Source organism: Mesorhizobium sp. M7A.F.Ca.ET.027.02.1.1 (assembly GCF_004022985.1).
GTDB lineage: Bacteria > Pseudomonadota > Alphaproteobacteria > Rhizobiales > Rhizobiaceae > Mesorhizobium.
On sequence record NZ_RZOL01000091.1, the window covers coordinates 1 to 17578 of the forward strand.

A 17578-nucleotide genomic window follows, 5' to 3' on the forward strand; every position below is an offset into this window, starting at 1 on the left:
GGCTGAAGGGAGCGGCCTTCCTTTTTTGAGCAAGCATGTGCTCGGACGGGAAGCCTCGATCCCGAGACGGCTATTATGGTTTCCGCAGGGAGATGTTCAAACAACTGAGCCAGAGCCTCATCCCGATTCGTCGGGTGAGGCTCTGGCTCGAAACACTGGATCGTGTTGGAAGTCGGTCTATTGGCTGGCCAGCGGCGCCAGCTTGATCTTGATCACATCGCCAGGCAGCACCGGAGTTTCTTCCTTGGCGGCTATTTCGGTGGTCTTGCCGTCGACATTGCGCACCAATGAATAGAGCAGGGTCGGCTGCTGATCATTTGTCATAGCGGCCGCCATCGCGGGATCGCTGGCCTGGGCTATCAGGCCTTTCTGCATGTTCACCTTCAACGCGGCCTCGTTCAGGTCGGCTTCGGTCTGCTGCCGGTCAGTGGCGAGACTTGAACTCAAGGTGTTCTGGGCATCGATAGCATCCTGCTTCGCCTTGCTGATCGCCTGCTTGGCGGTGAGGATGGCGGTTTCGTAGTCCAGGATCTTGCCCTGCAGGTCGGCCACGGACTGGCGCGAATCCAGCAGTCGGGCATTGGCGATCAGGCCTTTTTGCGCCAGCGGACCGATGCTGGCGAGTTGCTGCTGCGCCAAGTCGACCTGCTGCTGCTGATTGACGATCTTCTTCTGCAGCGACTCGATTTCAGATTCCAAAACCCCCTTCAGGTCGTCGAGCGCCTCGAGTTTCAGCTTCAGCGCCTTTTGGTCGGCCGTCAGAATCGTCATCTCGTCCGCCACGATGGCCGGCAGTCTCGGATCGCCCTCGACCTCCTTCGGCACGTCGAAACTCGCCTTGCCGGCCATATCCGCATCGATGCGGGCGCGCCTGACGATCAGTCGGATGCGCTGGTCGTCGGAGATGTCGAACATGCCCTTGGCGGTGACCAGGTCCTTGCCGAGCTGGGGGCCGTAATCGGCGTTGCGCCTGATGCCGCCGGCGACGCTGATCGCCTTCAACACCGTCAGGTCCGGGACATAAGGAAATTGGCCTGGGTTCTGGACTTCGCCCGAAATGTAGAATGGCCGGAACTGCGCCATCTCGACCGAGGCTTCCGGTCGGTCCGACAAAGCGAGCTTTTTCTGCAGCGCATCGCCGATCGCCGCCGAGATTTCGGACGTGGTCTTGCCGGATGCCGGCAACTCGCCGGCGAACGGCACCGACAGCGTACCGGATGGACCGACCGTGTACTCGCCATTCACCGCCGACCAATCACGAAATGTGCCTTCGACTGTCTGCCATTCGGCGACGCGGATGGTGAGCTTGTCTTGCGAGCCGAGGCGATAGTCGCCGGCGGCGGCGATGTGCGGGGCGACGAGCGCCATGGCAAGGCATGTGGCCAGCAAACGCGCCCGCCGCAGCCGGCCGGAATCCGGGCCGCTGCGAAAGGCTTCGAACAAATCTGTTTTCAACTCAACGTTCCGATCCGCTATAGCCCCATCGCCCGATGAGCTTGCGTCGAATGGCCGATGCCAATGTCTGGCATTGGCCACCGGCCGGTCAGTAAGAACCACGCGACATCCAGACGGCCGGGACGGTCTTGATGATGATGCGAACGTCCTCGAACAGCGACCAGTTCTCGACATAGTGGCGATCGAAGGCGACGCGGCTGTCATAGGACACATCGTTGCGGCCGCTGACTTGCCACAGGCCGGTCAGGCCCGGGCGGGATTTCAGGTAATAGACGGCGGACGTGCCATAGATCTCCAGCTCGTCGCGCACGACCGGACGAGGGCCGACAAGGCTCATGTCGCCCTGCAGGATGTTGATGATCTGCGGCAGCTCGTCGAGGCTGAGTTTCCTCAGCACAGCTCCGACACGGGTAACGCGCGGATCGTTCTTCAGCTTGCGGGTGGCGATCCATTCCGCGTTGGCGTCCGGGTTGGTGGCGAGATAGGTTGCCAATACCCTGTCGCCGTCCGGAACCATGGTGCGGAACTTCAGGCAAGGAAAAATCCGCCCGCCGCGTCCAATTCGCCTGTGACCGTAGAAAATCGAGCCGCCGTCGGAAAACTTGACCAGCAGCGCTATCATGACAAACAGCGGGCTGAGTGCGATCAGTCCGATCAGTGAACCGGCGATATCGAAGCTGCGTTTGAGCAAGCCGCCGATCGGTGGCGGAAAATCGATGTCAGCCTGCGAAAAGCTCGCCGTGGCCGACTTGGCAACGTCCCTCATGCCGTAAACTCCATGCGTTGAACGAATGGTTCAGCGCACGATACCAAAAAAATGTTGCAGCGCAACACACAATTTACCACCCCATTGAAATAGTCACGTCATGAATTGACTAAATAATAAGCTTGTCATGCACAAATTTCGGCGTATTTAGCACATTTGTGACAATAAATGGGCACGGCCGAAAAAATAGAGGCCTTTGTGGGGCGGTTTTTAGGCGGACCTACCTATTTGCCAAGGCAAGCTGCAAATTAGTGCTTTATCATGCCCTGATGCTTGGTGAAAACCGTATAAAATACTACTTAATATTGTCTATCTTACTGAAAAATGCCGAGGAGAGGAGATCGGCTTAGCTCCCGTTGCGTGCATTGCAGCATGGCAGAGTCGATCGCAAAAGCTCGATCAAAAATATCCGAAGTTGCCCTTGCCGCCTATTGCTCGCCTTAATAGAATTGCAAATTATACCTGTCACGGTGACGACAGGTGGAAAAGGCCGGAAGCAACCGGTCGAGAGTGGGCGACCTTAACAAGCCCACATGACAAGGGACGGCGCTCGGGTGGGGCAATCGTGATAATACCCGAGCCGGTTTATGGGCTGTTGGGTATGGCACTTCCAAAATTCATCCTCGGGATGATTTTCGCTCTGGCGATCGTCGTCGGCTGGTCCTGGCTGGGCGGAGCGTCGATAGGCACGATATTGGTGCGCGTCATCATCTGCGCCGTGATCATTCAGGCCGGCTATTTCGTGCTCATCTACACCATGATCGCCAGGAGCGCGCCGACGCCTGCCGACATAGCCCGTGACGCCGAGCGCAAACTGAACGCACCAGAGGTCGCCGAAAGCGAGAAGCTGGGCGGTGCCAGGCGCGGCCTGCATTGATGCAGATTGCTCAAACCTGCCCCCGGTTTGTAGGCATGCTTCGAAACAAGAGACTAGGCGCCGCGTGAATCGGTTTCGGCGCGTCTTGGTCGCCGGCTCACGCGACATCGGCGGGTTCGCCCTCTGACTGTTCCCCCGACAGCATCTTCGACAACCGGCTGCCGGTTTTTTCCTTCAGCCGCTGATATTGGCCGACCTCGACGATACGGCCGTTTTCCATCGCCACCACCCAGTCGGCGAAGGCAATCATCGACGGCCGGTGCGCGATGGTCAGGATCGTCATCGTGCCGCGCAATCCGTCGATCGACCTGGCGATCAGCGACTGGTTCTGCCAGTCGAGCGCGCTGGTCGCCTCGTCCAGGATGAGCAGTGACGGCTTGCGCAGCAGCGCGCGCGCGAGCGCGATGCGCTGGCGTTCGCCGCCCGAGAGCCGCACGCCGCGATCGCCGACCACCGTCTCGAGCCTGAGGTCGAGCCGTTCGACAAACTCGCCGGCGTGCGCCTGATGCAGCGCGGCCCACAGGTCGCCATCGCTGGCCCGTGGCGCGGCAAGGCGCAGGTTCGCCGCGATGGTGTCGTGCAGGAGGAACACGTCCTGCGGCACATAGGCCACCTGGTCGCGCCAGCGACGGCGATTGCTGGCATCAATCTCGACGCCGTCGACAAGCATCATGCCGGTGGTGGGCTCCAGCAGGCCAAGCAGCATATCGGCGATCGTGCTCTTGCCCGATCCGGACGGGCCGATCAGGGCGGTGACCTTGCCGGCCGGCAGGCCGAAGGTGATGCCGCTCACCACCACCTTGTCGCCAGCATCTCCATAGGCGAAGGAGACACCGCGAATATTCAATCCCGTATTGAGGGAGAGTGTCCCGGCGTCGGCGAACTCGGTATGGCCTGGTTCGCGTTCGGCATCGAAACGTGCCTGCAGGCTGCGCATTGCCGTAAAGGCGGGCAGGTTGATCAGCACTTGCTGGGCTTGCGTCTGCATGTCCATGAAGCGCGGCGCGATGCGCATGAAGACCAGGAGCAGGACGACGATCTCGGCCAGCGACAGGTTGAAGCGAACCAAAGCCACATAGATGAACAGGCTCAGGCCCACCACGCTCGCCACTTGGAATACCGCGGTGCCGATGGTGCTGTTGCGCACATAGTCGATGTTGTCGGCCTTCATCTTCTCAAGCGTCGACCGCAGCTGCGCGAAATAGCTGTCCTCAACGTTCAGGCTCTTGGCCACCTTGATGCCGCCGAGAAATTCCGAGACCGTCCGGTACTGATCCTGTCGATTGGCGGTCAGCACACGGCCGAAGGCAGTGGCCCGTGTCCGGAAGGGCTGCAGCGCCACGAACATCAGCATGCCGATGACGACGGCAAACAGCGTCATGACCGGCGAGATGAACATGGAAACCAGGAGATAGCCAGCCAGAAGAACGGCGATCTGCACCAGCATCAGCAGTGAGAACGCCGCGCCCTGGACGCGGTCGATGTCGCCGGTCAGGGCATGATCGAGGTCGGAACTGCGCATTCGGGTAAAAACGCCCCAGCGCGCCTTGCCGATGCTTTCGAACAGGTTCATGCGAACGCGGTTGACGAAATCGAACAGCAATTTGGCCATGTAGACCGACTTGAAGCGATTGAACGCCGCCTGCGCTGCAACAAGCCCGACCAGCATGCAAAGCACGGTCGTCAGTTGCAGCGTGCCGTCAGGCACCAGCCAGCGCACGAAATCATTGTTGGGCAGCCGAACAGCGAAATCCTGGTCGGCGCGTCCGACCAGATGCAGCAGCGGGATGAGTAGCAGGATGGAGATGCCCTCGGTCAGGCTGCCGAGGATGAGGAAGAAAAGCGCCGTCCATGTTCGCCGGCCGCCGATCCGGGCAATGGCGGCGCCGAATGCGGCAATTTCTCGAAACAGCGACAGGCGAAGGGTTGGGGACTTCGACATGGTTGCGCTCACGACCGCCGGCTGCCAGCCGACAGATCCTTTTCGATCAGCTCCACGGCTTCGCCGATCCTGTCCAGGCCCGTCGGGACTTCCAGCCGGTACACGCCGATATGGTTAGCAATCCATGAACATTGCTGAAGATGCGCCGCCGCGAAGTCGTCGGGGAGAGCCGCGAGGCCGAAGCGCGTCACATAGGAGAATTTGATGATGGCCGGCAGGGCGGCAATGGCGGGCAAGGGCGTGATGCCAGCCCTTTCGCCGCGCTCGAGGATATAGATCCTGGTCGCCGGCACCTTATCGCCCGAAAAGTCACCGTTCAGGCGATGCTGCATCTTGTCGATCGCCGGATGCACTTGCGGCCGCACTTCCGCTTCCCCGAGCGAGATCGCCGCCGCGGCGTCGGCCGCCAGCTTGATCTGCGGAAATCCCGGAACGGTCATTGGCTCACTCGGATTGGCGAGGTCCAGCGCCACCACATCATCGGTAAGCAGTCGATGCCCGGCCCGGATCATCGCACTTGCGGTCGTCGACTTGCCGGCACCCTTGTCACCCATGAAGATGGCGCTCGTGCCGGCGGCGGCGATGGCGCTGGCATGCAGGACAAGCAGGCCGCGCCGGTGCAAGAGCAGCGCCATGACCGGGCCGAGCAGCGGAAACGCCAGCAGCGCGTCGTCGACGCCGGGCGCCGGTTCAATGTCGATACGGTTGGAATCGGTGATCAGGAACGCGCCCACGGCATGCCAGGCCAGATATTGCCGGTCCGCCTCGAAGCGAAAGTCGGTCGCGGCTTCGGGCGCCGGCTTTGGCAGGTCGATCGCGCCGACGGCGATCACGACATCCGCCGCCCCGGGCGGCGCCGGCTGCAGTTCGGGCAACATCACCTCCGACGCGATGGTCAGACCATAGGCGCGGTAGAAGCGGCGTTCTCGCATGGCCCTGCCATGCGGACGGGGATTATCACTGTATGCGGCCATCGGCTCGTTGCGCGGCATCACGTGGGGCTCCCGCCGTGCTGGAGTTGCCGCAGCCAGAGCGACAGCGAGGCCGAGCGCCAGACATACTGGACATCCAGGGGGGCTGCCTGATCGGGCTGGCGCAGCAGTCGCGCATAGGCAGCACTCACTTGCGGCAGATTGACATAAGGCGCGATGCGGCCTGCATCCGAGACCAGCAGCTGTTCCAGGAGGTCGCGATGATTGCGCAGCATGCCGTTGACGAGATTGGCGGTGAAGTCGATCTTGTCGCGTCGCCACTGCACCGCCTCCGGCAATACGCCTTGCATGGCGCGACGCAGCACATAGCGACCAAAGCCGTGGCTCAGCTTCTCCTCGCCCGGCAATGCCAGGCAGAACTCGACCAGCGGCTTGTCCCAGAATGGGTATCGCGGCTCGACGCCGAAATTGGCGGCGGCCTTGTCGAGAACCTCGAAAGCATGCGGGACATAGCCGTTCGACAGGATCCAGCGATGGCTCAAGGCGTCGCTGGCCTGAACGCGGGGCGGCATATAGCCGGCCCGGTGAAACCGGTCGACAAGCTCGGTGCGCTTGGCAAGGTCCGGATTGATCAGGTCGCGCCAGCTTCGCGCGCGCTGCACGTGCGCGGGCTTGCGGATACTGTTCAGGGCACGGTTGGCCAGATGCCTCAGCTTGGCGATGCGCCAGGCCGGCCCGTAGAGGGTCAGGAACTGGAGATAAAGGCCAAGCGTGCTGTCGCCATAGGTATTGGAGGCGCTGCGGACCTCGCGCCACAGATCCATCCATCGGCCGCCATTCGCAAGCTCGTGCAGGTGACCATGGCCTTGGGAAACGACCTCGTCGCCGCCATGGCCGTCCAGTAGCACCTTGATGCCCTTGGCGCCGGCAGTCCGGTAGATACCGCGGGTGAGCGTCAGGCCCGGCGCCAGGAACATTCCTTCCTGTTCTTCCAGCACGCGTTCGAATTCGGCGAAAGGGGCATAGTTGCCGACCGGGATCAGTGTCGCGTCGACCTTCTGCTGGTCGAGAACGGCATCGATGAAGGGCCGCTCGTCCATCGGCGAGCCCTTCTCGAAAACCAGCGAGAAGGTCGGCAGCTTCGGCTTGCGCGCAGCGGCATTCTGCAGGCCGGCGACACAGGCGATAGATGAGGAATCGAGGCCGCCGCTCAACATTGCGCCGACTGCCGAGGTCCCTCGCATGCGGTTGCGCACCGATTGCGAGAAAAGATGGGCGAATTCCTCCGATGCATCCGACCGCAAGGGCCGCGCCGACGGCTCGATCTGCCAGTATCGACGCAACATCACCTGTTGCGCGGTGACGGTCAGGCTGTGGCGGGCCGGCAGGCTGAATATATCGCTGTAGGGGGTCGACTGCGGGTCGTCGGGAAGTCCGGCCAGGAAGCCGGAGATCTGGCGCTCGCTGACACGTGCGCGGATACCTTCGACCCCCAGGATCGGCCCGATCTCGGACGCGAAGGCAAAACGCCGGTCCGCCGCGTGGTAGTAGAACGGCTTGACGCCAAAATGATCGCGCGCGCAAAACAGCGATTGCCGCTCGTCATCCCAGATGGCGAACGCGAAATCGCCTTGCAGATGCTCCGGACAGGCTTCGCCCCAACGCAGATAGGCCCGCATCAGCACGATCGCGTCGGCCACCGACTGGTCGCGGATACCGAGCCTGGCTAGCAACTCGTCACGGTTGTCCAGCCGGCAATCGGCGGTGATGGCGAGCCGGTCGCCAGCCATCGACAAAGGGCCTGGACCGACCTCATCCGATGTGTTGAGCCAGGCGTGGCCAAGGGCGATGCTGGTGTCCAGCCACCATGAACCGCCGTCGGGACCGCGATGGCGCATGCGCGCCAGCATTTGCTGAATGTCTGCCGCCGCGACCGCCGGTGCGTGTGCTCCGCGCAGCAGGATTCCGGCGACGCCGCTCATCGGCTGCCGTGGTCGACGAGATGGGCGAAGCCGTCGACCGATCCGCCAAGCACGATATGGTTGTCGCTGACCAGCCAAGCATGTGCTTTCAACTGCTCGCCCGTACCACGTTCGATGCCGATGCGTATTGTCGATTCATTGCCTTGGCGGGCGAGAATATACTGGCCGGAGAGCGCCTGGGTCAGGCATGTCGCGTAAGGGACGAAACGGGCCGCGGCGGCAACACCCCAGGCGACACGCCGCAGTTCACCCATCGAGGCGCACTGCCGCGCGTCGAGCCGCGTCACCAGGCTGCGTACACGATTGTAGGACAGCAGCGTCAGCCCCAGCCGAACTGTCGCCACCACCAGCAGGCAATGGCCAAGGAAGATCATTTCCGAGCCGCTCAGGGAGAAAATCCTGACCAGCCCGTGCCGGCTTCCGCCGCGCTTCGACTGCTTGAAGCCTGTTTCCCTCGCAGGTTCCTGCCGTAAAGCCGTGGCCCGAGAAACCAGGGTCCGCGAAACTATGGCCCGCGAAACTATGGCCTGCGAAACCAGCGCCTTGTGCTGGACCGGCTTAGACAAGTGCCTCATGATGCCGTCTCGCAAGCCCATTATCAGTCAGGCCCTTCAGCAATGCGTCGACATCGGCCTGGCAGCGCACCGGGTCGACATTATATCGCGCAAGCACGGCGCTGCGGATGTCGCCGATCGACCGGGGCTCCTGGATCAAATCCCAGATGAAGGCGCCGACGCCATTCAGGCTGTAGTAGACATTGGATTTGAGATTGAGCAGCGCCAAGCCATCGCCGAACTCGCAAGCCACGGCATCCTTGGTCGCACTCACGCTATCGTGGTCGGCCAGATCATGGTCGGATTGCTTCCAGTTCATCCCCGCACCTCACTGACAAAACGCTTCGACATCTCCGGTTGGCGCAGGAGAAGTCGGGAGGCTGGCCCCCCGACCCCTCTTACGTCTGCTTTTGAATCCAGAGTCCCAAAATGTCACTCTGGAACGGCTATAAGTCTCAGGAGAACGTCAGGTCGCCGATCGGCGTGTGCGCGGGGAACGATGCGTCGATCGCCGTGTTGCCGCCGCCACCCTGGGTGATGGTCTCAATCGAACCATGAACCGTCAGGCTTGGTGTCTCGTATTCATGCTTTTCAACATTCTGTTCCATTTTACTCTCCGATTTAGGACTGGAAACGGCCTGTCGAGTGCCGTCAGCACTTTTATGCTGCAATGCAATAGCTGCACGGCAGCATTTATGAGTCAAGACTGTTTTACTTTCCGTTAATCAATTACGTTGCTGGCGTCAGGACATGAGCGGCCATGCCTAAAACTTGTCACTTTTTAGCCGATTCCTTGGGCATGATGGCAGCGCCTGTGCTGATTCTTTAAGCATATGATTTTGCTTGCATAAGTCGTTTGCTTTGTGCTTATTTTTAGGCTTCGCTAATGGAAGAATTTTCTGTTTGGAAAATTCGGCCGGGGATCGGCTAAAAGACTTGGCAAGGATATTTCAGCCGCGGTTCTCACTTCTTTACGATGCGATCTCGATAGGCGCTTCGGTTGCAAAAATTCGCACTGCAAAAGGAAAGGCTTTACGGCATCGAGGTTTTTGGTGATGTTTGCTTCGCACATGCAGCATAAGTGTTCGCGCAAACCGCTTTCTTGGGAGATTGTGCGCTAAATGGCCTTGCCTGACGGCTCATACGAACGATTGCGCACCGCCGGCTGTGCCGACGAGGTGGCCTGCGTGCAGGCCTGCCTGCGATTGTATTTCGCCGGGCCGCACGCCGGCGCGGGCGACATTTCGATGCGTGATCTGGACGGTGCCAAAATTGCCGACATCGCCAGGCTGAACAAGGTCGCCACCTTTGTCCTCAAGGCCCTTTCGCGCGCACCCGCGCTTGAGAGGCCGCCTGAGCTTTTCCGATGGCTCGACACCTACCGCAGGAGGACGGTTTCGATGAACGCGTCCTGCATCATGGATTCCATGGCGGTCCATGATGTGCTGCGCGCCAGCGAGATCGATTTTGTTTTTCTGAAGGGTCCGTTCCAGCAGCAGCTTCTCTACGACGACCACTTCATGAAGCCGTCCGGCGATGTCGACATCCTGGTTTCGCCGCTCGGATTTTTCAGGGCGCGTGATGCGCTTCGCCAGATCGGTTATGAGGTATCAGGCAAGTCGAACTCCGTCTGGTGGGTCCGCTTCCTCGGCGAACAGCACATGACCCGGGACGACGGGCCGAGGTCGTCCACGGTAGATCTCCACTACCGCCTCCAGCAGCCCGGCTCGCCAAGCCCGCGCGACGCGGACGGGTTCCTGCGGCGCAAGCGACAGGTCGAAATCGCCGGTGCGACGGTGCCGTTCACCTCGGTGGCCGATACTTTGCTTTTGTCCTGCATCAGCGTCGCCAAGGCACTTTTCAACCGGGAACCCTGCGCGGGCTACGTCTGTGATATCGGCACCAGCGCCGCCCGCCTCGACGAGGCGGATCAGCAGCGTTTGCTCGATGCCGCAACCGTGCAAGGTTTGGACGACACGCTGCTGCTTGGCCTGCGCGCCGCCGATGTGCTACTCGGCGGCGGTGGCACGCTGCTGTCGCAGCGCGCGACCAGGATCCTGTCGCGCATCGGCAATGAGGATCTGCTCAGCATGGTCATCGCGCCATGGCTGCCGTCGCTGCGGTGGCCGCAGCGGCGAACGGTGCTGTGGGAACTGTGCGGCCGCGCGCCGGTCCGCTATCTGGCCGAAGCCGGTTGGGCGGCGTCCGCCGATATCAGCCGCCGCATCTTCGAGCGGCCGGGGAGTCGCTGAATGAAGGCAAATTGGGTGTTGATGGCAATTCTGTAGGGCATCGAAGGAGTATGGGGCGAGGGCAAATCGATATTACCTGTACGAGAGGCAAATCCATGTCGATGACGAAATCCGAGGTCTGCGTGATCATCGCGGCAAAAAACGCGGCAGCGACAATCGCCGTCGCCATCGCATCCGCGTTGCGCGAACCGGAAGTGGCGGAGGTCGTCGTTGTCGATGATGCCTCTACCGACCACACCGCCGATGTCGCACGATCCGCCGATGATGGCAGCGGGCGGCTCTCCGTGATGCGCCTCGATGTCAATCGCGGCCCCTCCTTTGCCCGCAACGCAGCCATCGCCGGCTCGAAATCGCCGTTCATCAGCATTCTTGATGCCGACGATTTTTTCCTCGAAGGCCGGTTTCGCAACCTGTTTGCCGGCGCCGATTGGGATTTCGCAGCCGACAACATCATGCTGATCAGGGATGATGCGACGGGCGACGCGACGAAAATCGTGGCGCCGCAATTTGCCGCCGATCCGGAATTCCTCGATTTCGAGCGCTTCGTCGAAGGCAACATCTCCAGGCGCCGCGTGCAGAGGGGCGAACTGGGCTTCTTGAAGCCGGTGATCAGCCGTGCCTTCCTCGACCGCCACGGGTTGAGCTACGACGAGAGCCTGCGGCTGGGCGAGGACTATGAACTCTACGCCCGCGCGGTCGCATGCGGGGCGCGGTTCAAGGTCATTCGCTCCTGCGGCTACGGCGCCGTCGTCCGCGCCGATTCTTTGAGCGGCCGCCACAAGACTCAGGACCTGAAGCGTTTGGCCGATGCGGATCTGGCGCTGCTGGCGATCGACAGTCTGCCGGAAGGCTCGAAGGCGGTGCTGCGGCGGCATGAACGGCACGTGCGCGACAAATATCGGCTGCGCAATTTCCTTGACGTCAAGGCTGAGCGGGGGCTGGCATCGGCCGCGGCTTACGCTTTCGCCAGCCTGTCCAACCTCGTCGCCATCGTCCAGGGCGTGGCTTCCGACAAGCTCGAGGCGCTGTTTCGTCGCGTCGGCCTTATGTCCAGCCAAAAGCCTGTGCCGCCGCTGCGCTTTCTGATGGCCGGAACCAGCACGGGCAAGGAACGCTGAGAGCGGACCCCGGTGCTTGCGATTTGTCCGCTCGCAGCACGTCATCACGCAAACCATTTCGGCCAGATTTATGAGTTTACGAATTGGGTGGTTGCCTCGCGGCTCCGACGATGGCAGTCTATGTTGCGGTGCAGCATAGTGGACGACCAGCCGAACTGGCCCCCGATCGGATTGGTCCGATGTCTCTCCCTCAAAAGGAGCAGGACAACGCAACACGAATTTTTTAGCCCCGGCTGCGGGGATCGGCCAGAAGCCCGGCCCACAAGCCGGCGATGACAGGAATCTGAGTTCATGGCCTCGATATTCGGTTTCAGATCAAGGGATCCGGCCCGCGACCGGCAGGCCGATGTTTCACGTCTTGATCGTCTGGCAAAGCTGTTCGAACAGATTGCGGCCGAGATCGAGGCCGAGAGAACCGGGCTTGAGAATCGCTACCGGACAACGTCGACCAACGCCGCCTTCCTGGTCGAAGCCATGGAAAACGGCTCAGCTTCCGACAAGCGGTCTTCGGAAGTCAGCGCACTGACACAGTCGATCCTGAATTGCGAACGCCGCATTGCGGCGCTGTCGCGCCAGGACGGCATGATGAAAGAGCTCCGTCATTCGCTGGATATGGTCTTCGACGAGGACGCCGATTCGGCCGCCTCGGCGGAATTCGCCTGGCCGGCAGGCGCCGGCAGAGGTTGAAACGTGAAGGCTCGGAACTGTTGCAACAGATTTGATGCAAGGCGGGAAGCAATCGAGAGGGTCACAGGGAAGGTCAAGGTTGGCCCGTTCAGGAGCGGTTCGCACGTCGACTTTGGGTTGGGGACACACAGCGCAAAGGTGAGTTTGATATGAAGTCGAATCCGAAACCTACGACGGCAATTGACGCGCCGCCTCTCGCATATCGGACCGGACAAGCCGCCTGGCGACGGCTGGGGTCGCTCGGTGCGTTGCTGCTGGCTGCTCTCGGCGGTTTCCTGGCAACCCCTTCCTACGCCCAGGAAATTCCGACATCGCCGTCCTTCGTCGATGATTTCAAAAGCTTCGATCGCGCGCGCTGGTATGTTTCCGACGGCTGGAACAACGGCAGCCATCAGAATTGCACCTGGTCGAAAGGCATGGTCGAACTGTCGAATAATGTGCTGTCGCTCGGCTTCGAAAAGCAGACGCTGAAGGATCGCGACTACGTCTGCGGCGAGATACAGACCAAGCAGCGCTTCGGCTACGGCACCTATGAGGCACGGCTGAAGACCGATACCGGCTCCGGCCTCAACGCGGCGTTCTTCACCTATATCGGTCCCAGCGACAAGCAGCCCTGGGACGAGATCGACTTCGAGGTGCTGACCAAGGACACTTCCAAGGTGCAGGTCAATGCCTATATCGCGGGCAAGGGCAAGAACGAGAAGCTGGTCGACGTGCCTGGCGGCACGGAGAACGCCTTCAACGACTACGCCTTCGTCTGGCAGAAGGACAGCTTGCGATGGTACGTCAACGGCCAGCTGGTGAACACGATTACCGACCCGGCGAAGCTGCCCAGCCATGCACAGAAGATATTCTTCAGCTTTTGGGGCAGCGATACGATGAAGGGTTGGATGGGAGCGTTCGCGGATCCGGGCCGCAAGCTTTCCCTGCAGATCGAGCGGGTTGCCTTCACGGCGCTCGGCGAACCCTGTCAATTTCCGGAATCGCTGGCATGCAGTGTAAAGTAGTTGGGAAAGTCGATTTGAACCGGCGGGACCGAAAACGGTCCGCTGCCTTGCATGGGAATGAAACCGAATGAATTTGACCGTGTTTGGAATTGGCTATGTCGGCCTCGTGCAGGCTGCGGTCCTTGCCGAAGTCGGGCACCAGGTGGTGTGCGTCGACATCGACGGCGCCAAGGTCGAGCGGCTCAACCAGGGCCTGGTTCCCATTTTCGAACCCGGTTTGGAAAACCTCGTTAAGGAAAACCATGCCGCCGGCCGCATCAAGTTCACCACCGATGCCGCCGCCGCTGTCAGGCATGGCGAGATCCAGATGATCGCGGTCGGCACGCCGCCGGGCGAGGACGGCTCGGCCGATCTCAAATATGTGCTGGCCGTCGCTGAGACCATCGGCCGCGAAATGGACAAACCCAAGATCGTCGTCGGCAAGTCTACGGTGCCGGTCGGCACCTGCGAAAAGGTGAAGGCCAGGATTGCCGACACGTTGAAGAAAAGAGGCCGCGAGGACCTGGCTTTCGATGTCGCTTCGAATCCCGAGTTCCTCAAGGAGGGGTCCGCGGTCGCCGATTGCATGAAGCCGGACCGCATCATCGTCGGCACCGACAGCGAGGACACCGAGGCTGTGATGCGCGAACTCTACGCGCCGTTCAACCGCAACCACGAGAAGATGATCGTGATGGACGTGCGAAGCGCCGAATTCACCAAATATGCCGCCAACTGTATGCTGGCGACCAAGATCAGCTTCATGAACGAGATGGCCAATTTGGCCGAACAGCTCGGCGCCGACATCGAGGAGGTCCGCAAGGGCATCGGCAGCGATCCCCGCATCGGCTACCATTTCATCTATCCGGGTCTGGGTTATGGCGGTTCGTGCTTCCCCAAGGACGTGCGGGCGCTGATCAAGACCGCCGAAGGCGTCAAATTCGACGCCAAGCTGCTGCGCGCCGTCGAGGAGCGCAACAACGCACAGAAATCGGTTCTCTTCGACAAGGTGGACCGCTATTTCAAGGGCAACCTCAAAGGCAAGACCTTTGCGCTCTGGGGCCTGGCCTTCAAGCCCAACACCGACGACATGCGTGAGGCGCCGGCGCGCGTCCTGATGGAAGCGCTCTGGAAGGCCGGCGCCAATGTGCAGGCCTATGATCCCGAGGCGATGCAGGAATGCCAGGCCATCTACGGGTTGCGCGACGACCTGCTTCTGTGCGGCACTAAGGAGGCAGCGCTGCGCGGTGCCGATGCGCTGCTGATCGCCACGGAATGGAAGAGCTTTCGCGCGCCGTCCTTCGACGCGGTAAAGGATGCGCTGATTACGCCGGTCATCTTCGACGGCCGCAACCTCTATGACCCCAAGGTCATCGCCCGCCACGGCATCGAATATCACTCGATCGGCAGAATGGCGGCATGAGACTAGGCCCTGGCAGACGGATGCAATACCGGTCCGCACATGGCCTGCGGGCGCTGGGACTGAGCGCGTATTTCTGTGTGGAGTTGTAGCCGATGGTGCTGGACGTAAAGCCGGAGCAAATCACCAAGGATCATTTCGATCTCGTAGCGATCGGTTCCGGCTTCGGTTCGGCCTTCTTCCTGCACGAGTTCGCCAAGCGCCGAAAGGCACGCATTCTGGTGCTGGAGTGGGGGCGCCACAACACCCATGAATGGCAGCTCGAGCAGAACGTCAACACCGACATCGAAGACGAAACGACCTACAAGACCAATTCCAACAAGCCGTGGAACTACACGATCGGACTGGGTGGCGGGACGAACTGCTGGTTCGCGCAGACGCCAAGATTTCATCCCAATGATTTCCGGCTGAAAAGCACCTACGGTATCGGCAATGACTGGCCGATCAGCTATGACGACGTCGAGCCGTTCTATTGCGACGCGGAAGACATCATGTCGATCTCCGGCGATCCCGACATGGCGGCGATGCTGCCCCGCTCGAAGCCGTTTCCGCAACCGCCGCATCGCATGTCGACACCGGACAGGGTGATGAAGGCGGCGCAGCCCGGCCAGCACTTTGTCATGCCAACCGCGCGGGCGCGGCTGCCGACATCACAACGCACCTCGTGCTGTGCCAATCTGCGTTGCTGGCTGTGCCCGGTCGACGCCAAATTCACCGTCAACAACGGGTTGATGCACGTCTTCGAGCATCCCGACGTCTCGGTCTGCCTCGGTGCGGAAGTCCGCCGGCTCGATCACGTCGGCGGCGCTGTCCGTTCGGTCACGTTCCGCCATGACGGCAAGGAATACCAGGTCAGCGGCGATCTCTTCATTCTCGGCGCCAATGCCATCCAGAGCGCGGCGATCATGCTGCGATCCGGCCTGGGCGGCGAATTCGTCGGCAGCGGCCTGCATGAATCCTACGGCTGGAATTTCGAGGTCTATCTGGACGGCGTCGACAATTTCGATGGCAGCACCATCACCACCGGCCTGAATTTCGGCCTCTATGATGGTCCTCACCGATCGGAGCATGCGGCGGCACTGGTCTATTTCGAGAACCGCTGGCAGCACGGACTGCGTGCCGAAAAAGGGCGGCTACGCCAGGCGCTGCCGCTTGTCGTGGTCACCGAGGACTTGCTCGATCCCGAGAACTTCGTCACGCTTGACGAGGATGAGAATGCCTTCGTCAGCTTCAAGGCGCCATCGGACTATGCGGTGAAGGGCATGGCGCGCGCTCTGGAGAAATTGCCTGGCCTTCTGGCGCCGCTGCCGGTCGAAAAGCTCTTCGACCGCGGCATTCGGCCGAGCGAATCGCACGTCCAGGGCACGCTGAGGATGGGTACGGGCCCAGCCGATTCGGTCATCGACAGCGGCATGATCCACCACCAGCTCAGAAATCTGGTCGTCGTCGGCACCAGCACCTATCCGAGCTGCTCCTGCGCCAACCCGAGCCTGACCGCGGCAGCGCTGTCCTTGCGGGCGGCGAGCCGGATCGCGTGAAAGGAGGTATCGCATGATCGAGATTTCCAGACGCTCGGCCCTGGCCGTCATGGCTGGCGGAGTGGTTTCGACAGGGGTCGCCTACGCCGCCGTTTCCTCGTTCTCGGACGAGGATCTGGTGCGCGTCACGCTGGAAAAATACCTTGGCAAGTTGAACATCCGCATCGAGCATCTGCAGCAGTTCGTGCTGGCGTTCCGCAACAGGAATCCGTGGAACTTTCCAAGCGAAAAACTAAGCGACGCCGTCACGCTGGTGGAGGAACTCAAATTGGGCGCAGCACGCCGCCTGCTGCCCGAGCGAAAGCGGGAAGATCTAGTGCATTTCGACCGCTGGGTGGTCGCCGAATTCCATATGCTGACGGACTATGCCTGGCGCAGTTCGCCCAACGACCCGATCCGATTTACCGGCTGGCAATCGTGTACCAATCCCTTCGCCAATCTGGAGCCGCCGAAACTTGCCTGACGTCGAAAGCGAGGCGGCGGACTTTGCCTGTTGTCTCCGAGCAAGGAATACGAGATGCGACAAGGAGCCCGATCATGAAAGTTCTCTTTGCAGGCGGCAACGGCTACCCGCCCGAGTTCAGCGGCGGCGTTCAGTCGAGCACGCATCATCTGGCCGAACAGCTGATCGAGCACGGTCATGAAGCCGCTGTGCTCGCCGCCCTGTTCGGTGATGGTGTCTTCGGCTTCAAGGCGCGCGCCAAGATGAAGCTGCTGCGGCAGCCGGCGGTTGTCGACAGCTATCCCGGCTATCCGGTGGTGCGGGCCTGGTTTCCCTGGGAAGCAGCGGGCTATGCCGTCGACAGGCTGAAGCCCGATGTCGCCGTGGTCCAGTGTCACAAATCGGTTCCGATCGGCAAGGCGCTGCAGGCGGAGGGCGTGCCTCTGGTCGTCTATCTCCGCAATGTCGAGTTCCATGAACTGGGCGGCGATCTGCGCGAATTGCATTCCGCGCTTTACATCGCCAATTCTGACTTCACCGCACGTACTTACAGACAGGAGTTCGGCATCGAGGCGGTGGTGATCCCGCCAACCATCAACCCGGCGCACTACTCGACGCCGACGACGGGCC

The 17578-nt window shown here is 61.1% G+C and carries 17 protein-coding genes; 9 read left to right on the forward strand and 8 right to left on the reverse strand.

Annotated elements, in window-relative coordinates; all coding sequences use genetic code 11:
* Positions 1-177 precede the first annotated feature (177 nt).
* Positions 178-1443 carry a polysaccharide biosynthesis/export family protein gene (locus tag EN749_RS12930; RefSeq protein ID WP_189367494.1) on the reverse strand — a complete coding sequence of 422 codons (1266 nt, stop codon included), beginning with the start codon at positions 1441-1443 and terminating at the stop codon, positions 178-180.
* Positions 1444-1543: 100 nt separating this feature from the next.
* Positions 1544-2221, reverse strand: coding sequence for a sugar transferase (locus tag EN749_RS12935; protein ID WP_023811581.1), 678 nt, complete (start codon positions 2219-2221; stop codon positions 1544-1546).
* A gap of 601 nt (positions 2222-2822) precedes the next feature.
* Between EN749_RS12935 and EN749_RS12940 the strand changes: the two genes are divergently transcribed.
* Positions 2823-3098: a hypothetical protein gene (locus EN749_RS12940; RefSeq protein ID WP_023811582.1), complete on the forward strand. Its 276-nt coding sequence runs from the start codon at positions 2823-2825 to the stop codon at positions 3096-3098.
* Between the two features lie 97 nt (positions 3099-3195).
* Here the strand turns inward: EN749_RS12940 and EN749_RS12945 are convergent, their stop codons facing one another.
* From EN749_RS12945 to EN749_RS12970, 6 genes are all read right to left on the reverse strand, one after another.
* Entirely contained in the window at positions 3196-5040 is a 1845-nt protein-coding gene (locus EN749_RS12945; RefSeq protein WP_128363270.1) for an ABC transporter ATP-binding protein, read from the reverse strand.
* 8 nt (positions 5041-5048) lie between these two features.
* Complete coding sequence (locus tag EN749_RS12950; protein ID WP_128363271.1) at positions 5049-6035, reverse strand: serine kinase; 987 nt, start codon at positions 6033-6035, stop codon at positions 5049-5051.
* Positions 6032-7954 carry a lasso peptide isopeptide bond-forming cyclase gene (locus tag EN749_RS12955; protein WP_127808149.1) on the reverse strand — a complete coding sequence of 641 codons (1923 nt, stop codon included), beginning with the start codon at positions 7952-7954 and terminating at the stop codon, positions 6032-6034. The genes EN749_RS12950 and EN749_RS12955 overlap by 4 nt, the downstream gene beginning before the upstream one ends.
* The gene (locus tag EN749_RS12960; protein WP_128363272.1) at positions 7951-8529 is read right to left on the reverse strand and encodes a lasso peptide biosynthesis B2 protein; all 579 of its coding nucleotides are present in this window, start codon (positions 8527-8529) and stop codon (positions 7951-7953) included. The genes EN749_RS12955 and EN749_RS12960 overlap by 4 nt, the downstream gene beginning before the upstream one ends.
* Positions 8513-8827 carry a PqqD family protein gene (locus EN749_RS12965; RefSeq protein WP_127289880.1) on the reverse strand — a complete coding sequence of 105 codons (315 nt, stop codon included), beginning with the start codon at positions 8825-8827 and terminating at the stop codon, positions 8513-8515. Before EN749_RS12965 ends, EN749_RS12960 begins: the two co-directional genes overlap by 17 nt.
* A 136-nt stretch (positions 8828-8963) precedes the next feature.
* Positions 8964-9116 carry a lasso peptide gene (locus EN749_RS12970; RefSeq protein ID WP_013891488.1) on the reverse strand — a complete coding sequence of 51 codons (153 nt, stop codon included), beginning with the start codon at positions 9114-9116 and terminating at the stop codon, positions 8964-8966.
* Between the two features lie 513 nt (positions 9117-9629).
* On the opposite strand from EN749_RS12970, the gene EN749_RS12975 reads away from it, so the two are divergent.
* The 8 genes from EN749_RS12975 to EN749_RS13010 all read left to right on the forward strand — a co-directional run.
* Positions 9630-10760 (forward strand): nucleotidyltransferase family protein, encoded by a 1131-nt coding sequence (locus tag EN749_RS12975; protein ID WP_128363273.1) that lies wholly within the window; start codon positions 9630-9632, stop codon positions 10758-10760.
* Positions 10761-10855: 95 nt separating this feature from the next.
* Positions 10856-11878: a glycosyltransferase gene (locus EN749_RS12980; protein WP_127808146.1), complete on the forward strand. Its 1023-nt coding sequence runs from the start codon at positions 10856-10858 to the stop codon at positions 11876-11878.
* Positions 11879-12169: 291 nt separating this feature from the next.
* Positions 12170-12565: a hypothetical protein gene (locus tag EN749_RS12985; protein WP_127322326.1), complete on the forward strand. Its 396-nt coding sequence runs from the start codon at positions 12170-12172 to the stop codon at positions 12563-12565.
* Between the two features lie 149 nt (positions 12566-12714).
* Positions 12715-13572, forward strand: a complete 858-nt coding sequence (locus EN749_RS12990; protein ID WP_127808145.1) for a family 16 glycosylhydrolase — start codon at positions 12715-12717, stop codon at positions 13570-13572.
* Between the two features lie 67 nt (positions 13573-13639).
* Positions 13640-14971, forward strand: a complete 1332-nt coding sequence (locus EN749_RS12995) for a UDP-glucose/GDP-mannose dehydrogenase family protein (protein WP_127808144.1) — start codon at positions 13640-13642, stop codon at positions 14969-14971.
* Positions 14972-15063: 92 nt separating this feature from the next.
* A complete protein-coding gene (locus EN749_RS13000) occupies positions 15064-16506 on the forward strand; it encodes a GMC family oxidoreductase (RefSeq protein WP_127808143.1) in 1443 nt (480 codons plus the stop codon).
* Between the two features lie 13 nt (positions 16507-16519).
* Complete coding sequence (locus EN749_RS13005) at positions 16520-16969, forward strand: hypothetical protein (protein WP_127267655.1); 450 nt, start codon at positions 16520-16522, stop codon at positions 16967-16969.
* Positions 16970-17043: 74 nt separating this feature from the next.
* Positions 17044-17578 (forward strand): glycosyltransferase (locus EN749_RS13010; protein WP_145990909.1); only part of this gene is annotated, 535 nt, incomplete at its 3' end.

What these genes read in the sequence shown, in the direction of transcription:
- EN749_RS12935 (WP_023811581.1), bottom strand. Translation starts at nt 2,221, where the DNA reads ATGAGGGACGTTGCCAAGTCGGCCACGGCGAGCTTTTCGCAGGCTGAC.
- EN749_RS12940 (WP_023811582.1), top strand. Translation starts at nt 2,823, where the DNA reads ATGGCACTTCCAAAATTCATCCTCGGGATGATTTTCGCTCTGGCGATC.
- EN749_RS12945 (WP_128363270.1), bottom strand. Translation starts at nt 5,040, where the DNA reads ATGTCGAAGTCCCCAACCCTTCGCCTGTCGCTGTTTCGAGAAATTGCC.
- EN749_RS12955 (WP_127808149.1), bottom strand. Translation starts at nt 7,954, where the DNA reads ATGAGCGGCGTCGCCGGAATCCTGCTGCGCGGAGCACACGCACCGGCG.
- EN749_RS12960 (WP_128363272.1), bottom strand. Translation starts at nt 8,529, where the DNA reads ATGAGGCACTTGTCTAAGCCGGTCCAGCACAAGGCGCTGGTTTCGCAG.
- EN749_RS12965 (WP_127289880.1), bottom strand. Translation starts at nt 8,827, where the DNA reads ATGAACTGGAAGCAATCCGACCATGATCTGGCCGACCACGATAGCGTG.
- EN749_RS12970 (WP_013891488.1), bottom strand. Translation starts at nt 9,116, where the DNA reads ATGGAACAGAATGTTGAAAAGCATGAATACGAGACACCAAGCCTGACG.
- EN749_RS12975 (WP_128363273.1), top strand. Translation starts at nt 9,630, where the DNA reads ATGGCCTTGCCTGACGGCTCATACGAACGATTGCGCACCGCCGGCTGT.
- EN749_RS12980 (WP_127808146.1), top strand. Translation starts at nt 10,856, where the DNA reads ATGTCGATGACGAAATCCGAGGTCTGCGTGATCATCGCGGCAAAAAAC.
- EN749_RS12985 (WP_127322326.1), top strand. Translation starts at nt 12,170, where the DNA reads ATGGCCTCGATATTCGGTTTCAGATCAAGGGATCCGGCCCGCGACCGG.
- EN749_RS12990 (WP_127808145.1), top strand. Translation starts at nt 12,715, where the DNA reads ATGAAGTCGAATCCGAAACCTACGACGGCAATTGACGCGCCGCCTCTC.
- EN749_RS12995 (WP_127808144.1), top strand. Translation starts at nt 13,640, where the DNA reads ATGAATTTGACCGTGTTTGGAATTGGCTATGTCGGCCTCGTGCAGGCT.
- EN749_RS13000 (WP_127808143.1), top strand. Translation starts at nt 15,064, where the DNA reads ATGGTGCTGGACGTAAAGCCGGAGCAAATCACCAAGGATCATTTCGAT.
- EN749_RS13005 (WP_127267655.1), top strand. Translation starts at nt 16,520, where the DNA reads ATGATCGAGATTTCCAGACGCTCGGCCCTGGCCGTCATGGCTGGCGGA.